A 24,049-nucleotide genomic window follows, 5' to 3' on the forward strand; every position below is an offset into this window, starting at 1 on the left:
CGGTGTCGGATCAGTCGCTCAGTTCTCGGTCCAGCAGCCCGAACAGCTCATCATCGGACGCTGAATCCATGCCAAAGAGCGGCTCTTCGCCGTTCACGGCCGTCCCGCCGGCGTCCAGGGTGTTCAGCGCGGCCCGCAGCGCCCGGACCAGGTCGGCGCGGCGCCGGTGCCCGGGGTCCAGGTCCGAGGCCGAGGACACCCAGGTCTCCAGCGCCGCCGTGTCGAACGCGGGCCGCTCGGCGTCACGGCGCTCCAGCAGGTGCTCGGTCAGCGCCCGCACGGTGGGGTGGTCGAACAGCACGGTCGCGGGCAGCCGCTCACCGATCTCGGTGCCCAGCCGGTTGCGCAGCTCGATCGCCGTCAGCGAGTCGAGGCCGAGGTCGAACAGCCCGCGGTCCTCGGGAACCTGCGCCGCCCCGGCGAGACCGAGCACCTCCGCGACCCGGCCGGCGACCGTGTCGCGCACCACGGTGCGCGCCGCGGCCTCGTCCATGCCGGGCAGGCGCCGGGCCAGCGGCACGGCCGCCGTGGCGGGCCGGGCGGGGACCAGGCCGCCGAGCACCTCGGGAAGGTCGTCCTGGCGCCGGGCGAGTGCCGCCCGGTCGAACCAGACCGGCACCACCACGGCCGGGCCGCTCGCCAGCGACCGGTCGAGCAGGTCCAGCCCGGCGTCGACGGGCAGCGCGCGGATGCCCAGCCGGTCGAGCCTGGCCCGCGCGGCCGTGTCGAGCCCGGCCGCCATCCCGGTGTCCGGTCCGCTCTCCCACAGTCCCCAGGCCAGGGACGTGCCCGGCAGGCCCGCGGCCCGCCGGTGGCAGGCGAGCGCGTCCAGGAAGGCGTTGGCCGCCGCGTAACCGGCCTGCCCGGCGTTGCCCAGCACGCCCGCGACCGAGGAGAACAGCACGAACGCGGTCAGCGGCAGACCCGCGGTGAGGCGGTGCAGGTTCCAGGCCGCGTCCACCTTGGGACGCAGCACCCGCTCCAGCCGCTCGCCGGTCGTGTTCTCCAGCACCGCGTCGTCGAGCGCGCCCGCTATGTGGAACACGGCGCCGAGCGGCCGGTCCGGGCCGATCCCGGCGAGCAATGCCTCGGTGGCCGCCGCGTCCGCGAGGTCGCACGCGGCCGTCCGGACGCGCGCGCGGTCACCGAGTTCCCCGGCCAAGGCGCGCAGCACCGGGTCGGCGTCGCCGCGCCTGCTGACCAGCAGCAGGTCCCGGGCTCCGTGCCGGGCGACCAGGTGACGCACGACCGCGGCGCCGAGCGCGCCACCGGCGCCGCTGACCAGCACGGTGCCCGTCCCCAGCTCCGCGAGCTCCGTGGGCTCCGTGGGCTCCGCGGGCTTCGTGGGGTCCGGCCGGGTCGCGGGGGTGCCCGTCACCGCGCGCAGGCGCGGCCGGAACGCCTCGCCCCGCCGGATGGCGAGCTCGCCGGGCCGGGCCGCCACCGCGCGCGGCAGCAGCGCGGACGACTCCCCGTGCCCGTCGACGTCGACGATGCTGATCCGCCCGGGGTACTCCTGGCGGGCGGCGCGGACCAGGCCCCACAGTGCGGCCTCCGCCAGTCCCGGCACCCGGTCCTCGGCGTCCACCGCGACCGCCCCGCGCGTCACCACCACCAGGTGCGCCCGTTCGGGCAGCGTGAGGATGCTCTCGCGGACCGCCAGCAGAAGGGCACGGACGGCCGCCGGGTCCTGGCCGTCCTGCTCGCCCCCGTAGGGGACCGTGGGGAACGGCAGGTCCTGGCCGTCGCCGCGGACCAGCACGATCGTGTCCTTTTGCCCGCCGCTCCCCTCACCCGCCGGTGCCGTGGCGGCGAGGTGCGCCGGGACCCAGGCGAGCTCGTACGGCCGCGCCGCGCTCCCGCCCCCGCGCAGCAGGGCGCTCTCCTCGACCCGGCGCACCCGGACCTCCCCGGCCGACAGCACCGGGCGCGCCACGTCGCCGACGCCGACGCCGCCGTCGCCTCCGCCGGAGCCGAGGACGCCGGGGGCGCCGGCGGCGCTGACGACGTCCAGAGTGAACGTCTCCTCGCCGGTGTGCCGGATCCTGACCCGCAGCGGCCCGCGCGGCTGGTCGTGCACGCGTACCTCCCGCCAGGTGTGGGGCACCTGGACACCTCCCGGCGCCGCCTCGCCCGCGTCGGCGATCCACGCGTGCAGGGCCGCGTCCAGCAGACCCGGGACGAGGTCGCCGGCGGTGTCCACCTCGGCGTGGAGCTCGTCCCCGGTCGTCCACAGCGCGCGCAGGCCCTGGAACGCCGGGCCGTAGTCGTACCCGCGACCGGCGAAGGTCGCGTAGATCCCGGTGACGTCCACCGGACGGGCCTCGGGCGGGCGGTGACCCGACCAGGCGGGGGCGTCAGTGCCCGCTTCGGTGCCCGCTTCGGTGCCCAGCACGGCCTCGGCGTGCAGGGTCCACTCGGCGTCGGCCGCCTCCCGGCCGGGCCGCGCGTGCACCCGTACCGTGTCGTCCGCCACCGTGACCCGCAGCCGCACCTCCTCCTCCGCGCCGACCGTGACGGGGGCGTGCAGCGTCAGCTCCCGCACGGTCGTCATGCCGTGCCGCTCCGCCAGCCACCCCAGCAGGTCGACGAGGGCGGTGGCCGGGAGGACCGGCGTGCCCGCCAGCGCGTGCTCCGCCAGCCACGGCTGCCGCCGCTGGGACAGCACGCCCGTGTAGAGGGTCTGCCCCCCGTCAGGTACGGCGATCGAGGCGCTGAGCAGCGGGTGGCCCGGATCCTCGGCGCCGATCCCGGCGGCGCTCCCGTCCTCGGCCGGAGGCAGCAGCCACAGCCGCTCCCGGTGGAAGGGGTAGGTGGGAAGCGGCACGACGACGGCGTCCCCGCCGCCCTGGGTGTTCTCGGTGTTCCCGGTGCCCGCGCGAAGCAGCGCCCGCCAGTCCCAGGCGACACCCGCGACGAAGGCCCGCGCCACGAACGACCAGAGCGCGAACGCGTCGTCGAGCCTGCGGTCGAGCGCGGGGATCGCCACGACGCCCTCTCCCAGCTCGTGCTGCCCGACCATCGCGGTCAGCGCGGCGTCGGGCCCGACCTCCAGGAAACGCGCCGCGCCCAGCTCGCGCATCCGGCCGACCGCGTCGGCGAACCGCACGGTCCCGCGTACCTGGTCGGCCCAGTGCGCGGCCGATCCGAACGTGTCCGCGCCGGCCTCCCGCGCGGTCAGCGTGGACACGACGGTGCGGGCCGGGGGCCCGGCGGGCAGGTCGCCGACCTCCTCGCGGAAGGCCGCGAGCATCGGCTCCATGTGCGCGGAGTGGAACGCGTGGCTGACGGCGAGCGGCCTGGTGCGGTACCCGCTCCCGGCCAGGACACCGGCCAGGTCCCCGACGGCTCCGGCGTCCCCCGAGAGCACCACGGAGCCGGGCGCGTTCACCGCCGCGACGTCCACCCGTGTCCCGGTCTCGGCGATCAGCCGCTCCACGGTCGCCAGGTCCGCCTGGACCGCGGTCATCGCGCCTCCGGCGGGGAGCTCCTGCATCAGGCGCCCGCGGGAGGCGACGAGCGCCACCGCGTCGGGCAGGCTCAGCGCCCCGCCGACGTGCGCGGCGGTGATCTCGCCGATGGAGTGCCCGGCGAGGAGGTCGGCGGGCAGCCCCCACGACTCCAGCAGCCGGAACAGCGCGACCTCCACCGCGAACAGCGCAGCCTGGGTGTAGCGGGTCTGGTCGATCGGCCCGGCGCCGGCGTCCCCGGCCACCACCCCGGCCACGTCCGTGCCGTCCACCCTGCGGAACTCGGCGCAGACCTCGTCGAAGGCCCGCGCGTACACCGGGAACGAGCGGTACAGCTCGGTGCCCATGCCGGTGCGCTGGCTGCCCTGGCCGGTGAACAGCACGGCGGTCCCGCCGCGCACCGGTGTGCCGGTGAGCACCGCGGGCAGGGAACCGGACGGCGTCGCGGTGCCGTCGATCAGGTGGCCGAGACCGGCGAGCAGCTCGTCCCGGTCGCGTCCGAGCACCACGGCCCGCCGTTCGAACGCGGTCCGCGTCGTCCCCAGGGACAGGGCGACGTCGACGGCCCGCAGGCCGGGGTCGGCGAGCACGTGCCGCCGGAGACGGACCGCCTGCTCCCGCAGCCCGGCCGCGTCACGGGCACTGAGCACCCACGGCACCACCGCCCCGGCCGTGCTCCCGGGAGTGCCCTCGGGGGCCGCGCCGGGGACGGCGCCGGAGGTGGCGTCAGGGGTGGCGCCGCCCGGCGCGGGGACGTGTTCCCCCGACTCCAGGACGACGTGGGCGTTGGTGCCGCTGATCCCGAACGACGAGACCGCCGCCCGGCGCGGCCCCGGCGTGTCCGGCCAGGCGACCGGCTCGGCGGGCACCGACACGGTGCCGCCGGACCAGTCGACGTGCCCGGTGAGCGTTCCCCGGTGCAGGGTGGCCGGCACGCGCCCGTACCGCATGGCGAGCACCATCTTGATGATCCCGGCGACGCCCGCGGCGGCCTGGGTGTGCCCGATGTTCGACTTCACCGAGCCCATCAGCAGCGGGCTCCGGTCCCCACGGTCGCGGCCGTAGGTGTTGAGCACCGCGCCGGCCTCGATCGGGTCGCCCAGCCTGGTGCCCGTACCGTGCGCCTCCAGCACGTCCACGTCCGCGGGCCGCAGACCGGCGCTGCGCAGGGCGCCGCGGATGACCCGCTCCTGGGAGGGCCCGTTCGGCGCGGTGAGGCCGTTGCTGGCGCCGTCCTGGTTGACCGCGGAACCGCGGACGACGGCCAGCACCCGGTGCCCGTTGCGGCGGGCGTCCGAGAGCCGCTCCAGGACGAGCAGCCCGACGCCCTCGCCCCACGCGGTGCCGTCCGCGTCCGCCGAGAACGGCTTGCAGCGGCCGTCCGGCGCCAGGCCGCGCTGCCGGCTGAACTCGATGAACGTGGCCGGGCTCGCCATGACGGTCACGCCGCCGGCCAGGGCGAGCGTGCACTCGCCCAGCCTGAGCGCCTGGGCCGCCTGGTGGACCGCCACCAGCGACGACGAGCACGCGGTGTCCACGGTCACCGCCGGGCCCTCCAGGCCGAGGGTGAAGGAGATGCGGCCGGAGGCCACGCTGCCCGCGCTGCCGCTGACCAGGTAGCCCTCCAGGTCCCCGCCGGTACCGCGCCGCTGGTGCACCCGGGCGCCGTAGTCGGAGTACATGACGCCCACGAAGACGCCGCTGCGCGTGCCGCGCAGGGTGGACGGGTCGATCCCGGCGTCCTCCACCGCCTCCCACGCGGCCTGCAGCAGCAGCCGCTGCTGCGGGTCGACGGCGAGGGCCTCGCGCGGGCTGATCCCGAAGAAGCCGGGGTCGAACTCGGCGGCGTCGTGCAGGAAGCCGCCGTACCGGGTGGAGGAGGTGCCGGAGCGCTCGGGGTCGGGGTCGAACAGGTCCGGGTCCCAGCCGCGGTCGTCGGGGAAGGCCGAGATGGCGTCGCCGCCCGAGTCGAGCAGCTCCCACAGCTCGGCGGGGGTGCGCACGCCACCGGGGAACCGGCACGCCATGCCGACGATCGCGATCGCGTCGTCGGTGCCGCCCGGCGCGGCCGGCTCCCGCGGCTCGTCCCGTGGCTCCGGTGGCGTCCCGGTGCCGGTCACCTCGTCGAGGAAACGGATCAGGGCGACCGGGTCGGGGTGGTCGAAGACGATCGTCCCGGGCAGGCGGACCCCGAGCTCCTCGCTGAGCCGGTTGCGCAGCTCCACCGCCGTCAGGGAGTCGAAACCGAGGTCGCTGAAGGAGCGTTCGGGGTCGACCTCCGCACCGCTCGCATGCCCGAGCACCGCCGCGACCGCCTCCAGCACCACACGGGAGGTGTTCGGCGCCGTCGCGGCCGGTGCGTTCGGTGCGGTCGCCGTGTCCGGTGCCGGGGCGTGCCGTACGGCCGCCCGCGTGCGGTGCCGTTCCGCCGCCCGCGGGTCGAGGTGCGCCGCGACCACCGCGGCGGTGTCCAGCCGCAGGGCGCGGTCGAACAGCGCGATCCCGTCGCTCTCGCCCATCGGCCTGATGCCCGCCCGGCCGAGCCGGGCGACGTCGCGGCCGGTGAGGGCCGCGCCCATGCCGGCGCCGATGTCCCACAGCCCCCAGTGGACGGTCACCCCGTGCCCGCCGGACAGCCGCCGCCGGTGGGTGATCGCCTCCAGGGCCGCGTTGGCCGCGCAGTAGCCGCCCTGCCCGGCGGTGCCGACGACGCCGGCGACCGATCCGAACAGCACGAACGCGTCGAGTCCGGCGTCGCGCGTGGCCTCGTCCAGGTTCTCGGCGGCCACGGCCTTGGCCTCGATCGTCCGGCGGAGCGCGCCGGCCGAGAGCCGATCGGCGGCCGCGTCCTCGACGACGCCCGCGGCGTGCACCACACCGGTCAGCGGGGTGTCCAGGCCGGCCAGCAGGGCGGCGAGGGCGTCCCGGTCGGAGGGGTCGCAGGCCCGGACGGTGACGCGGGCACCGAGCCCGGTCAGCTCGGTCTGGGCGTGGGCGGCGTCGGGGTGCTCCTCACCGCGGCGGCTGACCAGCAGGAGATCGCGTACGCCGTGCCGCGTGACGAGGTGGCGCGCGATCCGGCGGCCGAGCGCGCCGAGGCCGCCGGTGATCAGCACGGTGCCGCCCGCGGCGCTGCGCGGCCAGGCCGTCCCGTCCGCCGCGGCACCGGCCACGACATCGGCCACGACACCGGCACCGGCTCCCGCCTCGGTCTCGGATCCGGGTGCGGGTGCGGGTGCAGGTGCGGGTTCGGGAGTGGGTGGGGGTTCGGGGGACAGCCTGGGGACCCTCGGCACGCCGTCGCGGAGCGCGGCCTCGGGCAGCTCGGCCCCGATCGCCGCGAGCAGCGCGGGGTCGGTGTCGTCGTCGGTGTCCAGCAGCGCGAACCGGCCGGGATGCTCGGCCCTCGCCGCCCGTACCAGGCCCCACAGCGCGGCGGTCGAGGGGAGCGCGGTCTCGGCGTCGCCGATCGCGAGGCCGCGGGTGAGGAAGACCAGGCGTCCGCCGTCCGTCTCGGCCAGCCACCGCCGGACGGCCCGGCGTGCCGCCTCCACGACGGCGTACGGGTCGTCGCCGTCGTCCGGCAGGGCGAGCAGCACGGTGCCCGCGGGCCGTTCGGTGCTCGCGGACCGCTCGGTGCCTGCGAGCCGTTCGGGGAGGGACGTGGCCACCGTGACGTCACCGGCCACGGGTGCCGGTGGCTCCACGGCCTCCCAGCGGAGGCGGTACAGCCCCGCCGCGGACGGCAGCGGGCGCAGCCGCAGCCGCTCCACGGTCAGGACGGCCCGTCCGTCGTCGCCGGTCAGCTCGACCCGGTAGGCGTCCGGGTCCGCCGGGTCCACCGGGGTCAGGCGTGCCCGCACCCTGGTCGCGTGCGCGGCGTGCAGCCGTACCCCGTCCAGGGCGTAGGGGACGCGCCTGACTCCGGCGGGCCCGTCGATCCCGTGCAGCGAGATCGCGTGCAGCGAGATCGCGTGCAGGACGGCGTCGAGCAGGGCCGGGTGGAGACCGTACCGGATGGCCTCCCGCTGGAGCGGCGCGGGCAGTTCCGCCTCGGCGTGCAGGTCCGTCCCGTCCGGCCAGGCCCCGCGCAGGCCCTGGAACGCGGGCCCGTACTCGTAGCCGTGCTCGGCCAGCAGCCGGTAGGCCGCCTCGGGACCGTCCGCGTCGAGGCGGGTGCCGGACCCGGGGGGCGGTGGTGCCGTACGGCCGGGCGTGACCTCGCCGGTGACATCGGTGGCGGCGTCGGCGGTGAGCACCGCGGTGACGTGGGAGGTCCATTCGGCGCCCGCCGCACGGCCGCGCAGGGTGAGCTCACCGGTCGCGGACACGCTCACCTGCAGCCGGGTCTCCGCGACGCCGTCCAGCTCCAGCGGCGCGTGCATCACGAAGTCGCCCAGGACCGGCAGGCCGACGCCCGCGCCGATCGACAGGGCCAGCTCGGCCAGCGCCGCGGCCGGGACGAGCACCCGCCCGTCGACGCGGTGCTCGGCCAGCCACGGCTGCCTGCGCGCGGACAGCGCACCGGTGAACAGCCGCGCTCCGCCCGGCAGTTCGGTGGAGGCCGTGAGCAGCGGGTGCGGGGAGGCGTCCAGCCCGTAGGCCGAGGGCCGTCCGTCGTCCTCGGCCGGCAGGAGCCAGTAGTGCCGGGTCTCGAACGGGTAGGTGGGCAGGTCCACCAGGCGTCCACCGGCCAGCAGCGGCCCGAAGTCGACCGGTACGCCCGCCGCGTGCAGCCGGCCCAACGCGGCCCGTACGGTGGCCGCCTCGGGTCGTCCGGGTCGCAGCAGGGGCACGGCGAGCACCTCGTCGGCGCTCTCCCGCGCCATCGCGGCGAGCGATCCGTCCGGTCCCAGCTCGGCGAACCGGGTCACCCCCGACCGGTGCGCCGCGCGCACCGCGTCGGCGAACCGCACCGTCCCGCGTAGCTGCGCCACCCAGTAGTCCGGTTCCGACATCTCCCGCTCACCGGCGAGCGCCCCGGTCACCGTCGAGACGACGGGGACGCGCGGGGCGTGGAACGACAGCCCGGACACCACCCGGCGGAACTCGTCGAGGACGCCGTCCATGTGCGCGGAGTGGAAGGCGTGGCCGACCTTCAGCCGCGCGGCCCTGTGCCCGGCGTCCTTCCACCGCCCGACCAGGCGGTCGATCTCGTCCGCGTCGCCGGACAGCACCGTCGCCGCGGGACCGTTGACGGCGGCGATCTCCACCCTGCCGTCCGAGGTGGCGGCCAGTTCCGCGGCCTCGGCCTCGGTGGCGGCGAAGGCGGCCATCGCCCCGCCGTCCCGGGCGGACTGCATCAGCCTGCCCCGCGCGGCGACCAGCGCGCAGGCGTCGGCCAGGTCCAGGACGCCCGCCACGTGGGCGGCGGCGAGCTCGCCGACGGAGTGGCCGATCAGGAAGTCCGGCCGCAGCCCGTGGGACTCGGCCAGCCGGTACAGGGCGACCTCCAGGGCGAACAGCGCCGGCTGGGCGTACCGGGTGTGCCGCAGCGCGTCCGGATCGCCGGTGACCAGCTCCCGCAGGCCGACGCCGAGGAGCGGTTCCATCGACGCGGAGATCTCGTCGAACGCCTCCGCGTAGGGGGCCGACGTCTCCAGCAGCTCCGCCCCCATCCCGGCGCGCTGGGAGCCCTGCCCGGAGAAGAGGAACGCGAGCCGCTGGTCGGGACGGGCGCGTCCGCTCTCGACCCGGGGGTGGCGTCCGCCGTCGCGGATCGCCGCCAGCGCCGCCAGCGCGACCGCCGCGTTCCCGCCCTCGGCGTCGGTGTCGGCGTTTGCGGCGGCGTCGGCGTCGATGACGGCCCGGTGCTCGAACCGGGGGCGCCGGGCGAGGGTGAGGCCGATGTCGCGCAACCCGGGTGCCGTCCCCGAGGCGAGGGCGTCGTGCAGGGCCCCGGCCTGTGCCCGCAGCGCCGTCGCGGTCTTCGCCGACAGCACGAGCGGCACCGGGCCCCGGCCGTCCGGTACGTCGCCGGGCTCCGGGTCCGCGGGTGCCTGTTGGAGGATGAGGTGGGCGTTGGTGCCGCTGATCCCGAACGACGACACCCCCGCCCGGCGCGGCCCGTTGTCGTCGCGTTCGGGCCAGGTCACCGCCTCCTGCAGCAGGCGTACTCCTGAGGTGTGCCAGTCCACCAGCGGGGAGGCCTCATGGGCGTGCAGCGTCGCGGGCAGCAGTCCGTGTCGTAGTGCCATCACCATTTTGATCACGCCGCCCACTCCGGCCGCGGCCTGGGCGTGACCGATGTTGGACTTCAGCGATCCCAGCCACAACGGGGTCGTGCGCTGCCCGTGCCGGCCGTAGGCGGCGATCAGGGCTTGGGCCTCGATCGGGTCGCCCAGCCGGGTGCCGGTGCCGTGTGCCTCGACCGCGTCCACCTCATCGGCGTTCACTGCTGCCTCGGCCAGTGCGCGGGCGATCACCTGTTCCTGGGCGCGTCCGTTCGGCGCGGTCAGCCCGTTGCTGGCGCCGTCCTGGTTGATCGCCGAACCGGCCACCACCGCCAGCACCCGATGGCCCAGCGTGCGGGCTCGTGACAGCCGCTCGACGGCCACCACGCCCACCCCCTCGGCCCAGCCGGTGCCATCGGCCCCGGCGCCGAAGGCCCGGCAACGCCCATCGGGCGACAGGCCCCGCTGGCGGGAGAACTCCACGAACATCCCCGGCGAGGCCATCACCGCCACCCCACCGGCCAACGCCAGCGAGCACTCCCCCGAGCGCACCGACCGCACCGCCAGATCCAGCGCGACCAGCGACGACGAACACGCCGTGTCCACCGTCAACGCCGGACCCCGCGACCCCAGCACATACGCGATCCGCCCCGACGCCACACTGGACTCGTTGCCGGCCAGCAGCATGCCCTCCAGGTCCTCGGGGGCGGTCCGCAGGCGGGCGGCGTAGTCGTCGTACATCGCGCCGACGAAGACGCCCGTGTCGCTCTCCCTCAGCGACAGCGGGTCGATGCCCGCCCGCTCCAGCGCCTCCCACGCCACCTGCAACAACAACCGCTGCTGCGGATCGGTGGCCAGCGCCTCACGCGGGCTCATCCCGAAGAACGCCGCGTCGAACTCCCCCGCGTCCCGCAGGAAACCACCGTGCCGCGTGTAGGACGTCCCCTTGTGGTCGGGATCGGGGTGGTAGAGGGCGTCCAGGTCCCAGCCGCGATCGGCCGGGAAGTCGCCGATCGCGTCGGTGCCCGACACGACCAGCTCCCACAACTCCTCCGGCGAGGTCACCCCGCCGGGGAACCGGCACCCCATGCCCACGATCACCACCGGGTCGTCGGCCTCGGTCCCGGCGGCCCCGGCGGTCCCGGTCCCGGTCACGGCCGTGGCCGCGGTGCTCTGCTGCGCCGACAGGGCGTCCAGCAGGTGGCTCGCGAGCGCCGCGACGGTCGGGAACTCGAAGGCGACGGTGGCGGGCAGGGTGAGGCCGGTGAGCGCGTTGAGCCGGTTGCGCAGTTCGACGGCGGTCAGCGAGTCGAAGCCGAGCTCCTTGAGCGGCCGGTCGGCGCCCACCCCGTCCGCGTCCCCCTGGCCGAGGACGGCCGCGGCCTGCTCGCGTACGAGGCCGGTGACCGTGCGGAGCCGCTCGTGCGGGGGCTCGGACCGCAGCTTCAGCGCCCAGGCGCCGCCGGTCGCCGGCCTCCGGGCCGCGGCGGGCGGTCTGACGATCGTGGAGAACAGGGCGGGCAGGCGGCCCGCGGCGGCCTCGTCCCGCAGCACGCCCTCGTCCAGGGACGACACCACGGTGTGGGCCTCACGTATCCGTTCGAGCGCGTCCAGCGCGCGGCCGGTCTCGACGGGGCCGACACCGTACCGGGCGAGCCGGGCGCGGTCGGCCGCGCCGAGGTGGGAGGTCATGGCGCTCGTCTCCTCCCACAGGCCCCAGGCGACGGCGGTGGCGGGCAGCCCGGCGCGGTGCCGGTGCTCGGCCAGCGCGTCGAGGAAGGCGTTGGCGGCCGCGTAGTTCGCCTGCCCCGGCACGCCGAACGTGGCCACGGCGGAGGAGAAGAGCACGAATCCCTCCAGCGGGAGGCCCTCGGTCAGTTCGTGCAGGTGCCATGCCGCGTCCACCTTGGGCCGCAGTGCGGCGTCCAGCTCCTCGGTGGTCATCCCGGTGACCGTGGCGTCCGCGAGCAGCCCCGCGGTGTGGACCACCGAGCGGAGCGGGCGGCCGGAGGGGATGGACGCCAGCAGTTCCGCCACGGCCGCGCGGTCGGTGACGTCGCAGGCCGCCACGGTCACCCCGGCCCCGGCCGCACCGAGCTCCCCGGCCAGGGCCTGCGCGCCGGGAGCGTGCGGCCCCGAGCGGCTCACCAGCAGCAGGTGCGGGGGGTGCGCCGACGCGGCCAGCCTGCGGGCGACCAGCGCGCCGAGGGTCCCGGTGCCTCCGGTGATCAGGACGGTGCCGGCCGGCGTCCCCTCCGGGGAATCGGGGGCGGATGGGGCGTCCCCGCCGAGGTCGCAGGCGGCGAGCCGGGGCACCAGCAGTTCACCGTCGCGTACGGCCACCTCGCGTTCGCCGTGCTCGGTGGCCAGCAGTGAGGCGGGTGCCGGGCCGTCGACGACGACCAGGGCGAACCGGCCGGGGTGTTCGGCGGCGGCGGTGCGTACCAGGCCCCGGACCGGGGCGGACGCGAGGTCGGACCCGTCCACCACGACCGAGAGCCGGGCGCCGTCGAACGCGGGGTCGCGGAGCCATTCCTGGAGCAGTCCCAGGACGGCGGCGGTCCGCTCGTGCGCCCGCGCGACCACGTCACCCGCCCGGCCGCCCACCGGCACGTCACCCGGTCGGTCGTCCGCGGGCACGTCGTCAGATCGGCCGTTCGCGGGCACGTCGCCCGGTCGGCCGCCCACGGGCACGAGCACGGCTCCGGCACCGATCGCCTCCGGCAGGCCGTTCACCACGGTGACGTCCCCGCCCGCCGTCACGAGGGCGTCGGGGCCGTCGACGTCGCCGAAGCCGCCGAGCACGACGACGTTCCCGGGGGCCGGGCCCGTCCGGGCCGGCCGCTCCCAGCCGATCCGGTACGCCTCGGCCGCGGGCCGGGCCGCGGAGAGCTCGGCGCGCGCGGCCGGGCGGAACGCCAGCGAGTCCACGGCGCCGACGACCTCTCCGTCCTCGTCGGCGAAGGTGTAGCGGAACCGGGAACCGCCGAGCGGCTTGATGCGCGCCCGCAGCCTCTCCTCGGCGCGCGCCGCCCCTCCGGTCAGGCGCAGGCCCTCGAAGGCGAACGGCAGCAGGGGGCGCTCCGGGTCCGGATCGGCCGGCCCTGTCAGCCCTGCCAGCCCAGCCACCACCGGGTGCAGGGCGGCGTCGAGCAGCGCCGGGTGGAGGACGAAGTCCCCGCCCGCGGCGCCCTGGGGCCCGGCCGTGACGAGCTCGGCATAGACCGTGCCGCCACCGTGAGCGCCACCGCCACCGCTGTCGCCGGTGCGCCATACGGCGGCCAGCCCCTGGAAGGCCGGGCCGTAGTCGTAGCCGAGCCGGTACAGCCGCGTGTACACGTCGGTGACGTCGATGCTCTCGGCTCCGGGGGGCGGCCACGCGACCCGCGCGGCCTCGAGCGTGCCGGGGCCGAGGGTCCCGGCCGCGTGCCGGGTCCACGGGGCGTCCTCGGACGAGCGGGCGTGCACCTCCACGGTCCGGTGCCCGTGCTCGTCGGGGGCGGAGACGAGCACCTGCAGCGTCGCCGGACGCCCGGGGGTCAGGACCAGGGGCGCCTGGACGGTCAGCTCACGCACCTCGGGAAGGCCGACGAGGTCCCCGGCGCGGGCGGCGAGCTCGGCGAGGACCGTACCCGGCGCCAGCACGGTGCCGAACACCGAGTGGTCGGTGAGCCACTCCTGCGCCGCCGTGTCGAGCCGTCCGGTCAGCACGGCGCCGCCGTCGACGAGCGCGACCATCGCCCCCAGCAGCGGGTGGCGGACGGCGGACCGCCCGAGCCCCGGCGCCCGGCCCGGACCGGTGGAGGGGGTGAGCCAGTAGCGCTCGCGCTCGAACCGGTAGGTCGGCAGGTCCACCGCCCGAGTGCCCGCCGTCGTCCAGGAGACGGGGACACCGCCGAGGCAGGCCACGGCCAGGGCGCGGCGGAACGCGTCCGTCCCGCCCTCGCCGCGGCGGAGCGTACCGGCCGCGAGACCGGGCACGCCCCGCCCGGCGAGGATCTCCTCGACGGCCATGGTGAGCACCGGGTGCGGGCCGATCTCGATGAACCGGTGGTGCCCCGTGTCGATCAGGCCGTTGACGGCGGCCTCGAACTCCACGGTCCGGCGGAGGTTGTGGTACCAGTACCCGGCGTCGAGCCCGGTGGTGTCCATCCGCTCCCCGGTCACCGAGGAGTGGAACGCGATCTCGGCCGGCCGTGGTCGCAGGCCGGCGAACGTCTCCAGCAGTTCGTCGCGCAGGGGTTCGACGTACCGGGTGTGCGAGGCGTAGTCCACCGGGACGCGGCGGGCGCGCACGCTCTGTTCGTCGCACCACGCGAGCAGCTCGTCGAGGGCGTCCGCGCCGCCCGCGACCACCGTGGAGCGCGGCCCGTTGCGCACCGCGATCTCGATCTCCCCGGGCCGGCGCGCCAGGACCTCTGCGAGCTCGTCGGCGCCCAGCGCCACCGACACCATGCCGCCGTTCCCGGCGATGCGGGCGATGGCCGCGCTGCGAAGCGTGACGATCCTCGCCGCGTCCGCCAGCGACAGCGCGCCCGCCACGTAGGCCGCGGCGATCTCGCCCTGGGAGTGCCCGACCACGGCGTCCGGCCGCACCCCGGCGGCGCGCCACATCGCCGCGAGCGACACCATCACCGCGAAGAGCACCGGCTGTACGACGTCGACGCGCTCCAGCGGGGGCGCGCCGGCGTCGCCGCGGAGCACGGCCGTCAGGGACCAGTCGGTGTGCCGGGCGAACGCCCGCGCGCAGGCGTCGATCTCGGCGCGGAAGACCGGGTCGGAGTCCAGGAGGGCGCGGGCCATCTCGGGCCACTGCGACCCCTGGCCCGGGAAGACGAAGACCGTCCTGCCGGGGATCCTCTCGCCGGTGACGAGCGCGTCGTGCAGCTCGCCCCGCGCCAGGGCGCGCAGGGCGGGCAGGTGCTCGGCCAGGTGGCCGGCCAGGACGGCGGCGCCGTGGCCGAGCCGTGCCCTGGAGGTGAGGGTGACCGCCACGTCGCGTATGTCCAGGGCGGGGTGGGCCTCAAGATGGTCGGCCAGCGCCGCGGCCTGCCTGCGCAGGGCGGTGGGGCCGTCGCCCGACAGCAGCACGGGGGGTGCCGACGCGGCCGGAGGCCGATCGGCGCGGCCGGGGGCGTCCCGCGTCCCGGAGTCGGCGTCGGCGTCGGCGTCTGCGGGGGCGTCGGTGCGGTCGGGGACGTCCCGCGTCCCGGGGTCGGCGGGGACGTGGGCGACGGCGTCCGGTGCCTGTTGGAGGATGAGGTGGGCGTTGGTGCCGCTGATCCCGAACGACGACACCCCCGCCCGGCGTGGCCCGCCCCGCTCGCGTTGGGGCCAGGTCGTTGCTTGTTGCAGCAGGCGTACTCCTGAGGTGTGCCAGTCCACCAGCGGGGAGGCCTCATGGGCGTGCAGCGTTGCGGGCAGCAGTCCGTGTCGTAGTGCCATCACCATTTTGATCACGCCGCCTACTCCGGCCGCGGCTTGGGCGTGACCGATGTTGGACTTCAGTGATCCCAGCCACAACGGTGTCGTGCGCTGCCTGTGCCGGCCGTAGGCGGCGATGAGGGCTTGGGCCTCGATCGGGTCGCCCAGCCGGGTGCCGGTGCCGTGTGCCTCGACCGCGTCCACCTCGACGGCGTTGACTCCTGCCTCGGCCAGTGCGCGGGCGATCACCTGTTCCTGGGCGCGTCCGTTCGGCGCGGTCAGCCCGTTGCTGGCGCCGTCCTGGTTGATCGCCGAACCGGCCACCACCGCCAGCACCCGATGACCCAATTGCCGGGCTCGTGACAGCCGCTCGACGGCCACCACGCCCACCCCCTCGGCCCAGCCGGTGCCATCGGCCCCGGCGCCGAAGGCCCGGCAACGCCCGTCGGGCGACAGGCCCCGCTGGCGGGAGAACTCCACGAACATTCCCGGTGAGGCCATCACCGCCACCCCACCGGCCAACGCCAGCGAACACTCCCCCGAGCGCACCGACCGCACCGCCAGATCCAGCGCGACCAGCGACGACGAACACGCCGTGTCCACCGTCAACGCCGGACCCCGCGACCCCAGCACGTACGCGATCCGCCCCGACGCCACACTGATGCTGCCTCCGGTGAGGAGGTAGCCGTCGGACGCGCCGTCGCCCTCGTGGAGCCGGGGCGTGTAGTCCGACGCGGTCGCGCCGACGAAGACGCCCGTGTCGCTCTCCCTCAGCGACAACGGGTCGATGCCCGCCCGCTCCAGCGCCTCCCACACCACCTGCAACAGCAGCCGCTGCTGCGGATCGGTGGCCAGCGCCTCACGCGGGCTCATCCCGAAGAACGCCGCGTCGAACTCCCCCGCGTCCCGCAGGAAACCACCGTGCCGGGTATAAGAGGTACCGGGACGCTGGGGGTCGGGGTCGTACAGGGCCTCCAGGTCCCAGCCCCGATCGGCCGGGAACTCGCCGATCGCGTCGGTGCCCGACACCACCAGCTCCCACAACTCCTCCGGCGAGGTCACCCCGCCGGGGAACCGGCACCCCATGCCCACGATCACCACCGGATCGTCGTCGTGACCCGCCGTGGCGACCGGCGCGTCCGGGACCGTACCGCCGCTCAGGTGCCGGGCCAGGGCGGCGACGGTGGGGTGGCCGAACAGCGCGGCGGCGGGCAGGCCGACGCCCAGGGCGGTGCCGACGCGGTCGCGCAGCTCGACCATGCCCAGCGAGTCCAGGCCGAGGTCCTTGAAGGTGGCGTCGCGGTCCACGCGGGCCGGGTCCGAGAAGCCCAGCACCGCGGCCACCTCGTCGAGGACGCGGCGCTCCACCTCGGCCGCCCCGTCAGGGACGGTAGGAACAGCGGGAACGGCAGGAACGGCAGGAACGACGGGAACGGACTTCCGGCCGGGGGCGAGATCCTCGGCCGCGACCGGCTCCCGGGCCGGGACGGCGTCCAGCCAGTGGTGCTCACGCTGGAACGGGTAGGTGGGCAGGACGGCACGCGGCCCGCCGGGCGGGAACACCGCGTCCCAGTCCAGCGGCACGCCGGAGGTGAACAGCCTGCCGACGGCGACCTCGACCTCGTCGTGGCGGCCGAGGACCGGAACGAACACCGCTCCCCCGCCCTGCGCCTCCCGGCCGAGAGCGCTCAGGGTCGCCCCGGGACCGGCCTCCACGAAGATCCCGGCACCCAGCTCCCGGAGCCGGGCGAGCCCGTCGGCGAACCGCACCGGCCGGCGGGCGTGCTCCACCCAGTACTCCGGGCCGGTGCTCTCGACGAGCTCGCCGGTCACGGTGGACACGAACGGGATCCGGGGCCTGCCGAACGCGATCCCGGCGAGCGCCTCCCGGAAGTCGTCGAGCATCGGCTCCATCAGCGGGGAGTGGAACGCGTGGCTCACCGGGAGCAGGCGCGTGCGGTGACCCCGTGCCGTGGCGAGCGCGGCGACCTCCTCCAGCGCGTCCGTCCCGCCCGCGACGACCACGGACTCCGGGCCGTTGACCGCGGCGATCACCGCGGTCCCCCCGGCCAGGGCGACCAGCTCGGCGGCCTCCGCCTCCCCGGCGCCCACGGCGAGCATGCCGCCGCCCGCGGGCAGCGCCTCCATGAGCCGGCCCCTGGCGACGATCAGCTCCGCGGCGGAGGGCAGGTCCAGGATGCCCGAGACGTGCGCGGCGGCCACCTCTCCGATGGAGTGACCGGCCAGGAAGGACGGTTCGACGCCCAGGGAGGCCAGCAGGCGGAAGGTCGCCACCTCGACCGCGAAGATCGCGGGCTGGGTGAAGGCGGTCCGGTCGAGCAGCCGGGCCTCGGCGCTGTCCGGCCCGGCCCAGACGACGTCCCCGACCGGGCGCGGCAGCCGCTCGTCCAGGGCGGCCGCCACCTCGTCGAACGCCGACCGCCAGACCGGGAGGTCCTGGTACGCCCGGCGTCCCATGCCGGGCCGCTGGCTGCCCTGTCCCGGGAACAGCACCGCGACCGGGGCGCTCACGGCCCGTCCCGTCACCACCCCGGCCGCCGGACGGCCGTCTGCCAGCGCCTCCAGGCCGACCCGCTCGTCACCGGTGACGGCGGCACGCCACTCGAACGCGGTCCGCGTGGTGGCCAGGCTCCGCGGCACCCCCGCGGGCACCTCGCCGTGCTCGGCGACGAGGTCCCGCAGCCGCGCCGCCTGCTCCCTCAGCGCGGGCTCGGTCCTGGCGCTGAGCACCAGCGGGACACGCGGCGCGCGGGCGTCCGGCGTCCCAGCGGGCCCGGACACGCCGGGACGCCCGTACGGACCGGGGGCCTCGGCCACCACGATGTGGCAGTTGGTGCCGCCCATGCCGAACGAGCTGACGCCCGCGACGAGCCGCTCGTCCTCGCGGGGCCAGGCACCGCCCCGGTCGCGGACGGCCAGGCGCCACGCGTCCAGGTCGATGTCCGGGTTCGGCTCGGAGTAGTTGAGGCTGGCGGGCAGCCGGCGCTCGCCGACGCTGAGGACGGTCTTGAGCAGGCCGGCGATCCCGGCCGCGCCCTCCAGGTGCCCGATGTTGGTCTTGACGGAGCCGACGTGCAGCACCGGCCCCCCGTCCCGGGCCAGGCCGAGACCCCTGGCCTCCACCGGGTCCCCGACCCGTGTGCCGGTGCCGTGCAGTTCGACGTACTGCACGTCGGACGGCGTCACCCCGGCGGCCGCCCACGCCGTGCGGATCACCTCGGCCTGCGCGTGCGCGCTCGGCACGGTGAGCCCGTCGGTCGTGCCGTCGTTGTTGACGGCGCTGCCGAGCAGCACCGCGTGGACGCGGTCGCCGTCCTCGATCGCCGCGTCCAGCGGCTTGAGCAGCACCAGCCCGGCGCCCTCGCCGCGGACGTAGCCGTTCGCGCGGCGGTCGAAGGTGTGGCAGTGCCCGTCCGGGGACAGCCCGCCGAAGCGCGCGACCGCGGCGGTGCCCGCGGGGTCCACGATCAGGTTCACGCCACCGGCGAGCGCGAGCCGGGACTCACCGCGCCGCAGGCTCTCGACGGCGAGGTGAACGGCGACCAGCGACGACGACTGGGCGGTGTCCACCGCGATGCTCGGTCCCCGCAGGCCGAGGGCGTAGGACACCCGGTTGGCGATGATGGCGCGGGTCGTTCCCGTGAGCGTGTGGCGCCCGATCGCCGAGGCGCGCGACAGCGCGGCGTACTCGTCGGCGATGGAGCCGACGAACACGCCGGTCGCGCTGCCCGAGAGCGTGGCGGGGACCAGGCCCGCGTCCTCCAGCGCCTCCCAGGCCAGCTCCAGCACGAGCCGTTGCTGCGGGTCCATCGCCGCGGCCTCGCGCGGTGAGATGCCGAAGAACTCCGGGTCGAACCCGCCGATGTCGTCGAGGTAGCCGCCGTGCAGGGCGCCCGGGTTCTCCCGGGCGAGGCCGGCCAGGACGGAGGAGGGGTCCCGGTGCGCGGGGACCTCGCGGACGGCGCCGCGTCCCTCGTCGAGCAACCGCCAGAAGGCGCGCGGGTCCGGCGCCCCGGGCAGGCGGCACGCTGTCCCGATCACCGCGATCGGCGGGGACACCTGCTGGTCGTTGCTGCTCAACTACTGCCTCACTCTCGCTCGTGACGGCATGACGGCATGGCCGTACGGGGCCGCCGATGCGGTGTCGTGGACGGTGGCGGACGGTGTCGTGGACGGTGTCGTGGACGCGGTGCCGTGCCGGTGCGGCGGGCAGGGCGGTGGGTCAGTCCCGGCCGGTGAGGGCCAGCCACACCGTCTCCGCCACGTCCCGCGACCGCGGGGTCAGGTAGAAGTGATCGCCGGGGAAGGTCCTGAGCCGGAACGCGCCGGAGGTGTTGTCGCGCCACCGCTCCACCTCGGCGACGGCCGCCAGCGGGTCGCGGTCCCCGGCCAGCGCCACGATCGGGCAGCCGACCCGCGCACCCGGCGCCGGGACGTACGCCCGCAGGGCACGGTAGTCGCCGCGCAGCGCCGGAAGGACGAGCTCGCGCAGGTCCTGGTCCTCCAGCACCCGGGGTGAGGTCGCGCCGAGGCGCACGACCTCCTCGACCAGGGAGCGGTCGTCACGCAGGACCGCCGGGTCGACCCGGGTCAGGGCCGGGGCGCGCCCGCCCGAGACGAAGAGCAGGTCCGGGGCGACGCCCAGGCCCCGCTCGCCGAGCAGCGCCGCCTCGAACGCCACCAGGGCGCCCATGCTGTGCCCGAAGAAGGCCAGCGGCGCGGCCGGCCGCTCCTCGGCGACCACCTCCGCGATCCGGCGGGCTAGCTCCCGCAGGTCCTCGACGGCCGGTTCACCGCGCCGGTCCAGGCGGCCCGGGTACTGGACGGCCAGCACGCGCACCGCCGGGGAGAGCTCCTGGGCCAGCCGGACGAAGAAGCCGGCCGACCCGCCGGCGTGCGGGAACACCACCACGCAGGGGGCGCCGGCGGCGGCCGGGACGAACTGCCGCAGCCAGTCGCTCCTGGCCGCCGTCTCCGTCGCGGTCACCGGCCCGCCCCCGCGCGGGCCGCCTGGAGGGCACCGGTCAGCGCCGCCGTGACCCGGGGGTCGGCGTCGGGCCGCATCTCCTGCACCGCGAGCAGGCTCCACACCCGGGTCTCGGCCAGGTGCGACGGGGCGCCGTGCACGTCGGGGTGCTCGATCAGCCTCAGGTCGCGTACGCAGCGCCTGAGCCGCTCGGTGTCCCCGGGCGGGATCACCTCGTCCCGGGTCGCGCTCACGGTGGCGAACGGGATCTCCAGGTCGCGCAGGCTCTCGTCGTCGAGCGCCCAGTCCTGGACGTGCGCGAACACCTTCTCGGGCGGCACGCCCACCAGATGCGCCAGGGTGTCCCTGGTGACCTTCGGCACCCGCGCCTGCCAGGCCGTGTCGGTGAAGAAGTCGTGGATCGGCGTCCCGTTGCCGACCAGGCCGCGGATCCGCCGGTCGCGCAGCGCGGCGCCGATCGCCAGATGCCCGCTGAAGCTCAGCGCGAGCAGGTACGTCTCGGACACCTTCGCCCGCCCGTCCAGGGCGTCCAGGATCGCCGTGAACAGCCGCCGGCCGTCCGGGCCGTACCGCAGAGGGCTCTCGCCGACGCCGGGGAGGTCGGCCACCACCCCCGCCATCCCGAAGGCCGCGATCTGCGGCAGCACCGGACCCCACTGCTCCTTGGGGCTCACGATGCCGCCGGTCATCACCAGCAGCGGGCGCGGCTCCTCGGCGGACAGGCCCGCGGCCCACACCCTGACCGGCAGCCCGTCGACCTCGACGACGACCGGTTCGATCCCGGGCTGCTCGCGGCGCCAGCGTTCGAACGCCTCGACGCAGCGCGCGAGGGCCCGCTCGCGGCCGGGGCCGTCGACGAACGGGAACCGTCCCATGACGTAGTACTGGCAGGCCGTCAGCGTCTCCCCCGCGGCCTGGGCCTCATCCCCCGCGCGGATCCACTCGTAGGCCCACGAACCCGGCTCGTCACCGGTGTCGGAGGTGATCCGCTCCAGCAGGCTCGTGTAGTGGCCGGCGGGCAGGTTCTGCGAGATCGCGTGCGCCACCACGAACCGCTTGAGCTCGGACAGGTCGTTCATTCGGCGTACCCCTCCAGCGCGTCCTTGATCTCGGTGAGCACGTCGGCGCCCTCCGCGCCGTCGATCACGCGATGGTCGAACGCCATGGAGAGCCGCATGACGGGGGCGACGACGATCGCGCCGTCCCGGACGACCGGGCGGTCGGCGATCCGGCCGACCCCCAGGGTGATCGTGGTCCCGCCGACGGAGTGGAAGCCGTCGACCGCCCGGTGGCCGAGCGAGGTGACGCTGAACGTCCCGGTGATCGCGGGCCGGCGGTCGAGCAGCCCCGCGGCCTCGCGGAACCGGTCGAGCGCCACCTGCCACGGGAGCCGCCGCAGGGCCCGGATGCCGGCGAACTCGTCGGCGGTGTCGGGGTCGGCGGCGGCGGCCCGGTCCAGGTGCGCCTGGACGTCGGCCAGGCTCGCGCTCTCCAGGCGGGGGATCACCGTCGCCAGCACGACCCGGTGGCCGTCCAGCGTCTTGTCGAGGGTGACCTTGGCGGCGACGGTGTCGTAGGTGGCGACGACCGGGTCCAGGCGGCCGTGGATCGCCGCGTTCGCCTCCGGGTGCTTGCGCAGCACGCCAGCGGCCGCGTGCACGACGTAGGAGACGACCGAGCGGCGCGCACCGGCGCGCCGCGCCCGCTCGCGTCCGGCGACGATCGCCGTCGCGTCCACCTCGGTGTCGAGGAAGACCGGTGAGAAGTCACGGATCTGGTCGAGGAAGAACAAGGTGTGGCGGCGCTGGGTGGCGAAGGGCTGCTCGGTCAACGGTTCACCATCTCGTAGATCGATTCGAGGTTCGCCGCCTCCAGGAAGGCGGGGAGCGACAACGGCCTTCCCACGTGCTTCTCCAGCAGGACGAGCATCCCCAGGAGCCGTACCGAGTCCCAGCCGGAGAGATCGTCGAAAGGCCGTCCCAGGTCCTCCGCGCCGACGTCGAGGCCGATCTCGTCCTGGAGCAGGTCCACGAACTCCGCCCGCGAGATCCCGGCCGTCACCGGTCACGCTCCAGCGCGAGACCGGCCTTGATCCACTTGCTCGACTCGATGGCCACCGCGATCGCGCGCGACGACGCCTCCATCTCCGGCAGCAGGCGGTCGAGCTGGAAGAACAGCAGGGCGTTGCCGTTGTTGCCGGTCTCGCCGACACAGGAGATCTCCTTGGCCGACGAGAAGGCCAGCCGTTCGGCGATCTTCCCGGTCATGGTGACGGACAGCTGGGGCGGCAGCAGGTAGTCGACCCGGTCCCGTTCCCAGCCGAGGTCGTCCAGCAGTTCCTCGGCGACCTCCTCGGCCAGGACGGGCACCAGCCGCTCGATGGCCTTGTAGTCCTCGCTCGCCGGGGCCTCGTCGCTGCCGCGGTCGGCCAGGCCGTACCACCGCAGGATCTGGCCGGGTGCCCGGTCCAGGCCCGACAGCTTGGTGAGCACCGACCGGACCACCGGCGCTCCGGGATGGTCCCCGGTGCCGAGCACCGCGGCGCCCGCGCCGTCGCCGAACAGCAGGTAGTTGACCACCTCGTCGGGCGGCAGCGCGGCCAGGTCGGCCTTGACGTCGTAGTGCTTGGCGATGACGTCCCCGCCGATCACCAGCGCGGTCCGGTACCGGCCGGTGGCCAGCAGCGCGGCCGCCACGTCGAAGGTCTGCACGGCCCCCGAGCAGCCCGACTGGAGCTGGAAGGTCGGCACGCCGTCGATGCGCAGCCGGTCGGCGATCACGTTCACGGTGGTCGGCATCAGCGTGTCCGGCGTGGCGGTGCCGAGCACCACCACGTCGATGTCCTCGGCGGAGATCCCGGCGCGGTCGAGGGCCTGGGCCGCCGCGAGCTCCCCGAGATCGGCCAGGTCCTGGCGGCGCTCGCCCGACGTCAGGTCGATCGCCAGGTGCCGGGTCCGTGTGCCGATGAAGGTGTCGACCCACTGCCGCCACAGGTGGTCCATGCCGAAACGCTCGGCCAGTGCTGCGGTGTCGATGGGCGGCCCCGGCAGGGCCGTCCCCACGGACAGAACTCGTATCGGGATCTCCCCCATGCTGCCTCCATCGAGCCGCGTCACGCGCGTCGTCGTCGGGCGGTCCGGTCCGGCGCTCCGTGAGGCGGCGCCGCGGATCCCACGTCGGCCTTCCGTGTCGGAACGCTAACGACGCCTGCTAAAGCAGCACTAAGCGGGCGATGAACCGCATAAAGGGCAAAGGGGAGGGCGTACCGGTGGTGACGGGGGCGGGGGCGAGCGGCACGGTCACGTGCCGGGAGCAGGGGTGCGGGGGCCGTCGGCGGCGCGGCCTCGTCGGTGACGGCCGCACCGCCGGTGCCGCCGGTGCCGTCGGTGCCCCTGCCGCGCTGCCCCGCGGTGGCAGCGCGGCCTCGGCTCCGAGGGGTGTTACAGAGCGATCATCTTCAGGCGGACCTGGTACGAGTACGCCGTCTGCTCGGTCCCGGTGAGGGTGTCCGTGATGATCGTGCTGTCGCCCGCGGTGGTGAGTCCGGCGCACGTGCTGCCGAGGGCGGTCACGGTGCCGAGCGAGTCGCCCTGTCCCCAGACCGGGCCGTCGGTCTCGCGCAGGTCGAAGACCGCGTTCTGGGTGTTCTGGATGATCGTGGCCGGGTCCTCGAACTGACCGGGGTCCCCGTCGTCGCCGGTGTTCATGCCGAAGTAGTTGGCGTTGAGCCGGGGGAAGAGGTTCCCGCCGACCAGGAACCGGACCTCGTCCCGGCCGTCCCGGTCGGCCACGTTGCCGGCGTCGATGTCGTACAGCTCCACGCGGCACGAGCCGACCATGGCGGCCGCCGGGGTCGCGGCCAGCGCCATCGGCGCCACCAGACCTGCGGCCAGGGCGAGTGCGGCGATCACCTTACGAGAATGCATGCTGCTCCTTTTTGAAAAGACCGGCGTCTCACGACCGTCGCGAAACGC

At 75.6% G+C, this 24,049-nt stretch carries 7 protein-coding genes; all 7 read right to left on the bottom strand.

From position 1 onward, the window contains the following. Positions 1 to 10 precede the first annotated feature (10 nt). A complete protein-coding gene (locus ABD832_RS01015; protein WP_344886965.1) occupies positions 11 to 19,168 on the bottom strand; it encodes a type I polyketide synthase in 19,158 nt (6,385 codons plus the stop codon). A gap of 142 nt (positions 19,169 to 19,310) precedes the next feature. Further along, a complete protein-coding gene (locus ABD832_RS01020) occupies positions 19,311 to 20,075 on the bottom strand; it encodes a thioesterase II family protein (RefSeq protein ID WP_344886967.1) in 765 nt (254 codons plus the stop codon). Next, on the bottom strand, positions 20,072 to 21,154 hold the full coding sequence (locus ABD832_RS01025) for an alpha/beta hydrolase (protein ID WP_344886969.1): 1,083 nt from the start codon (positions 21,152 to 21,154) through the stop codon (positions 20,072 to 20,074). Before ABD832_RS01025 ends, ABD832_RS01020 begins: the two co-directional genes overlap by 4 nt. Further along, on the bottom strand, positions 21,151 to 21,906 hold the full coding sequence (locus tag ABD832_RS01030) for a 2-oxo acid dehydrogenase subunit E2 (protein ID WP_344886971.1): 756 nt from the start codon (positions 21,904 to 21,906) through the stop codon (positions 21,151 to 21,153). Before ABD832_RS01030 ends, ABD832_RS01025 begins: the two co-directional genes overlap by 4 nt. Further along, complete coding sequence (locus tag ABD832_RS01035; protein WP_344886973.1) at positions 21,903 to 22,136, bottom strand: phosphopantetheine-binding protein; 234 nt, start codon at positions 22,134 to 22,136, stop codon at positions 21,903 to 21,905. The genes ABD832_RS01030 and ABD832_RS01035 overlap by 4 nt, the downstream gene beginning before the upstream one ends. Next, a complete protein-coding gene (locus ABD832_RS01040; RefSeq protein WP_344886975.1) occupies positions 22,133 to 23,167 on the bottom strand; it encodes a 3-oxoacyl-ACP synthase III family protein in 1,035 nt (344 codons plus the stop codon). Before ABD832_RS01040 ends, ABD832_RS01035 begins: the two co-directional genes overlap by 4 nt. A gap of 348 nt (positions 23,168 to 23,515) precedes the next feature. Next, on the bottom strand, positions 23,516 to 24,001 hold the full coding sequence (locus tag ABD832_RS01045; protein WP_344886977.1) for a hypothetical protein: 486 nt from the start codon (positions 23,999 to 24,001) through the stop codon (positions 23,516 to 23,518). Positions 24,002 to 24,049: the final 48 nt, after the last annotated feature.

This window comes from Streptosporangium longisporum, from assembly GCF_039534895.1.
Taxonomy (GTDB): Bacteria; Actinomycetota; Actinomycetes; order Streptosporangiales; family Streptosporangiaceae; genus Streptosporangium; species Streptosporangium longisporum.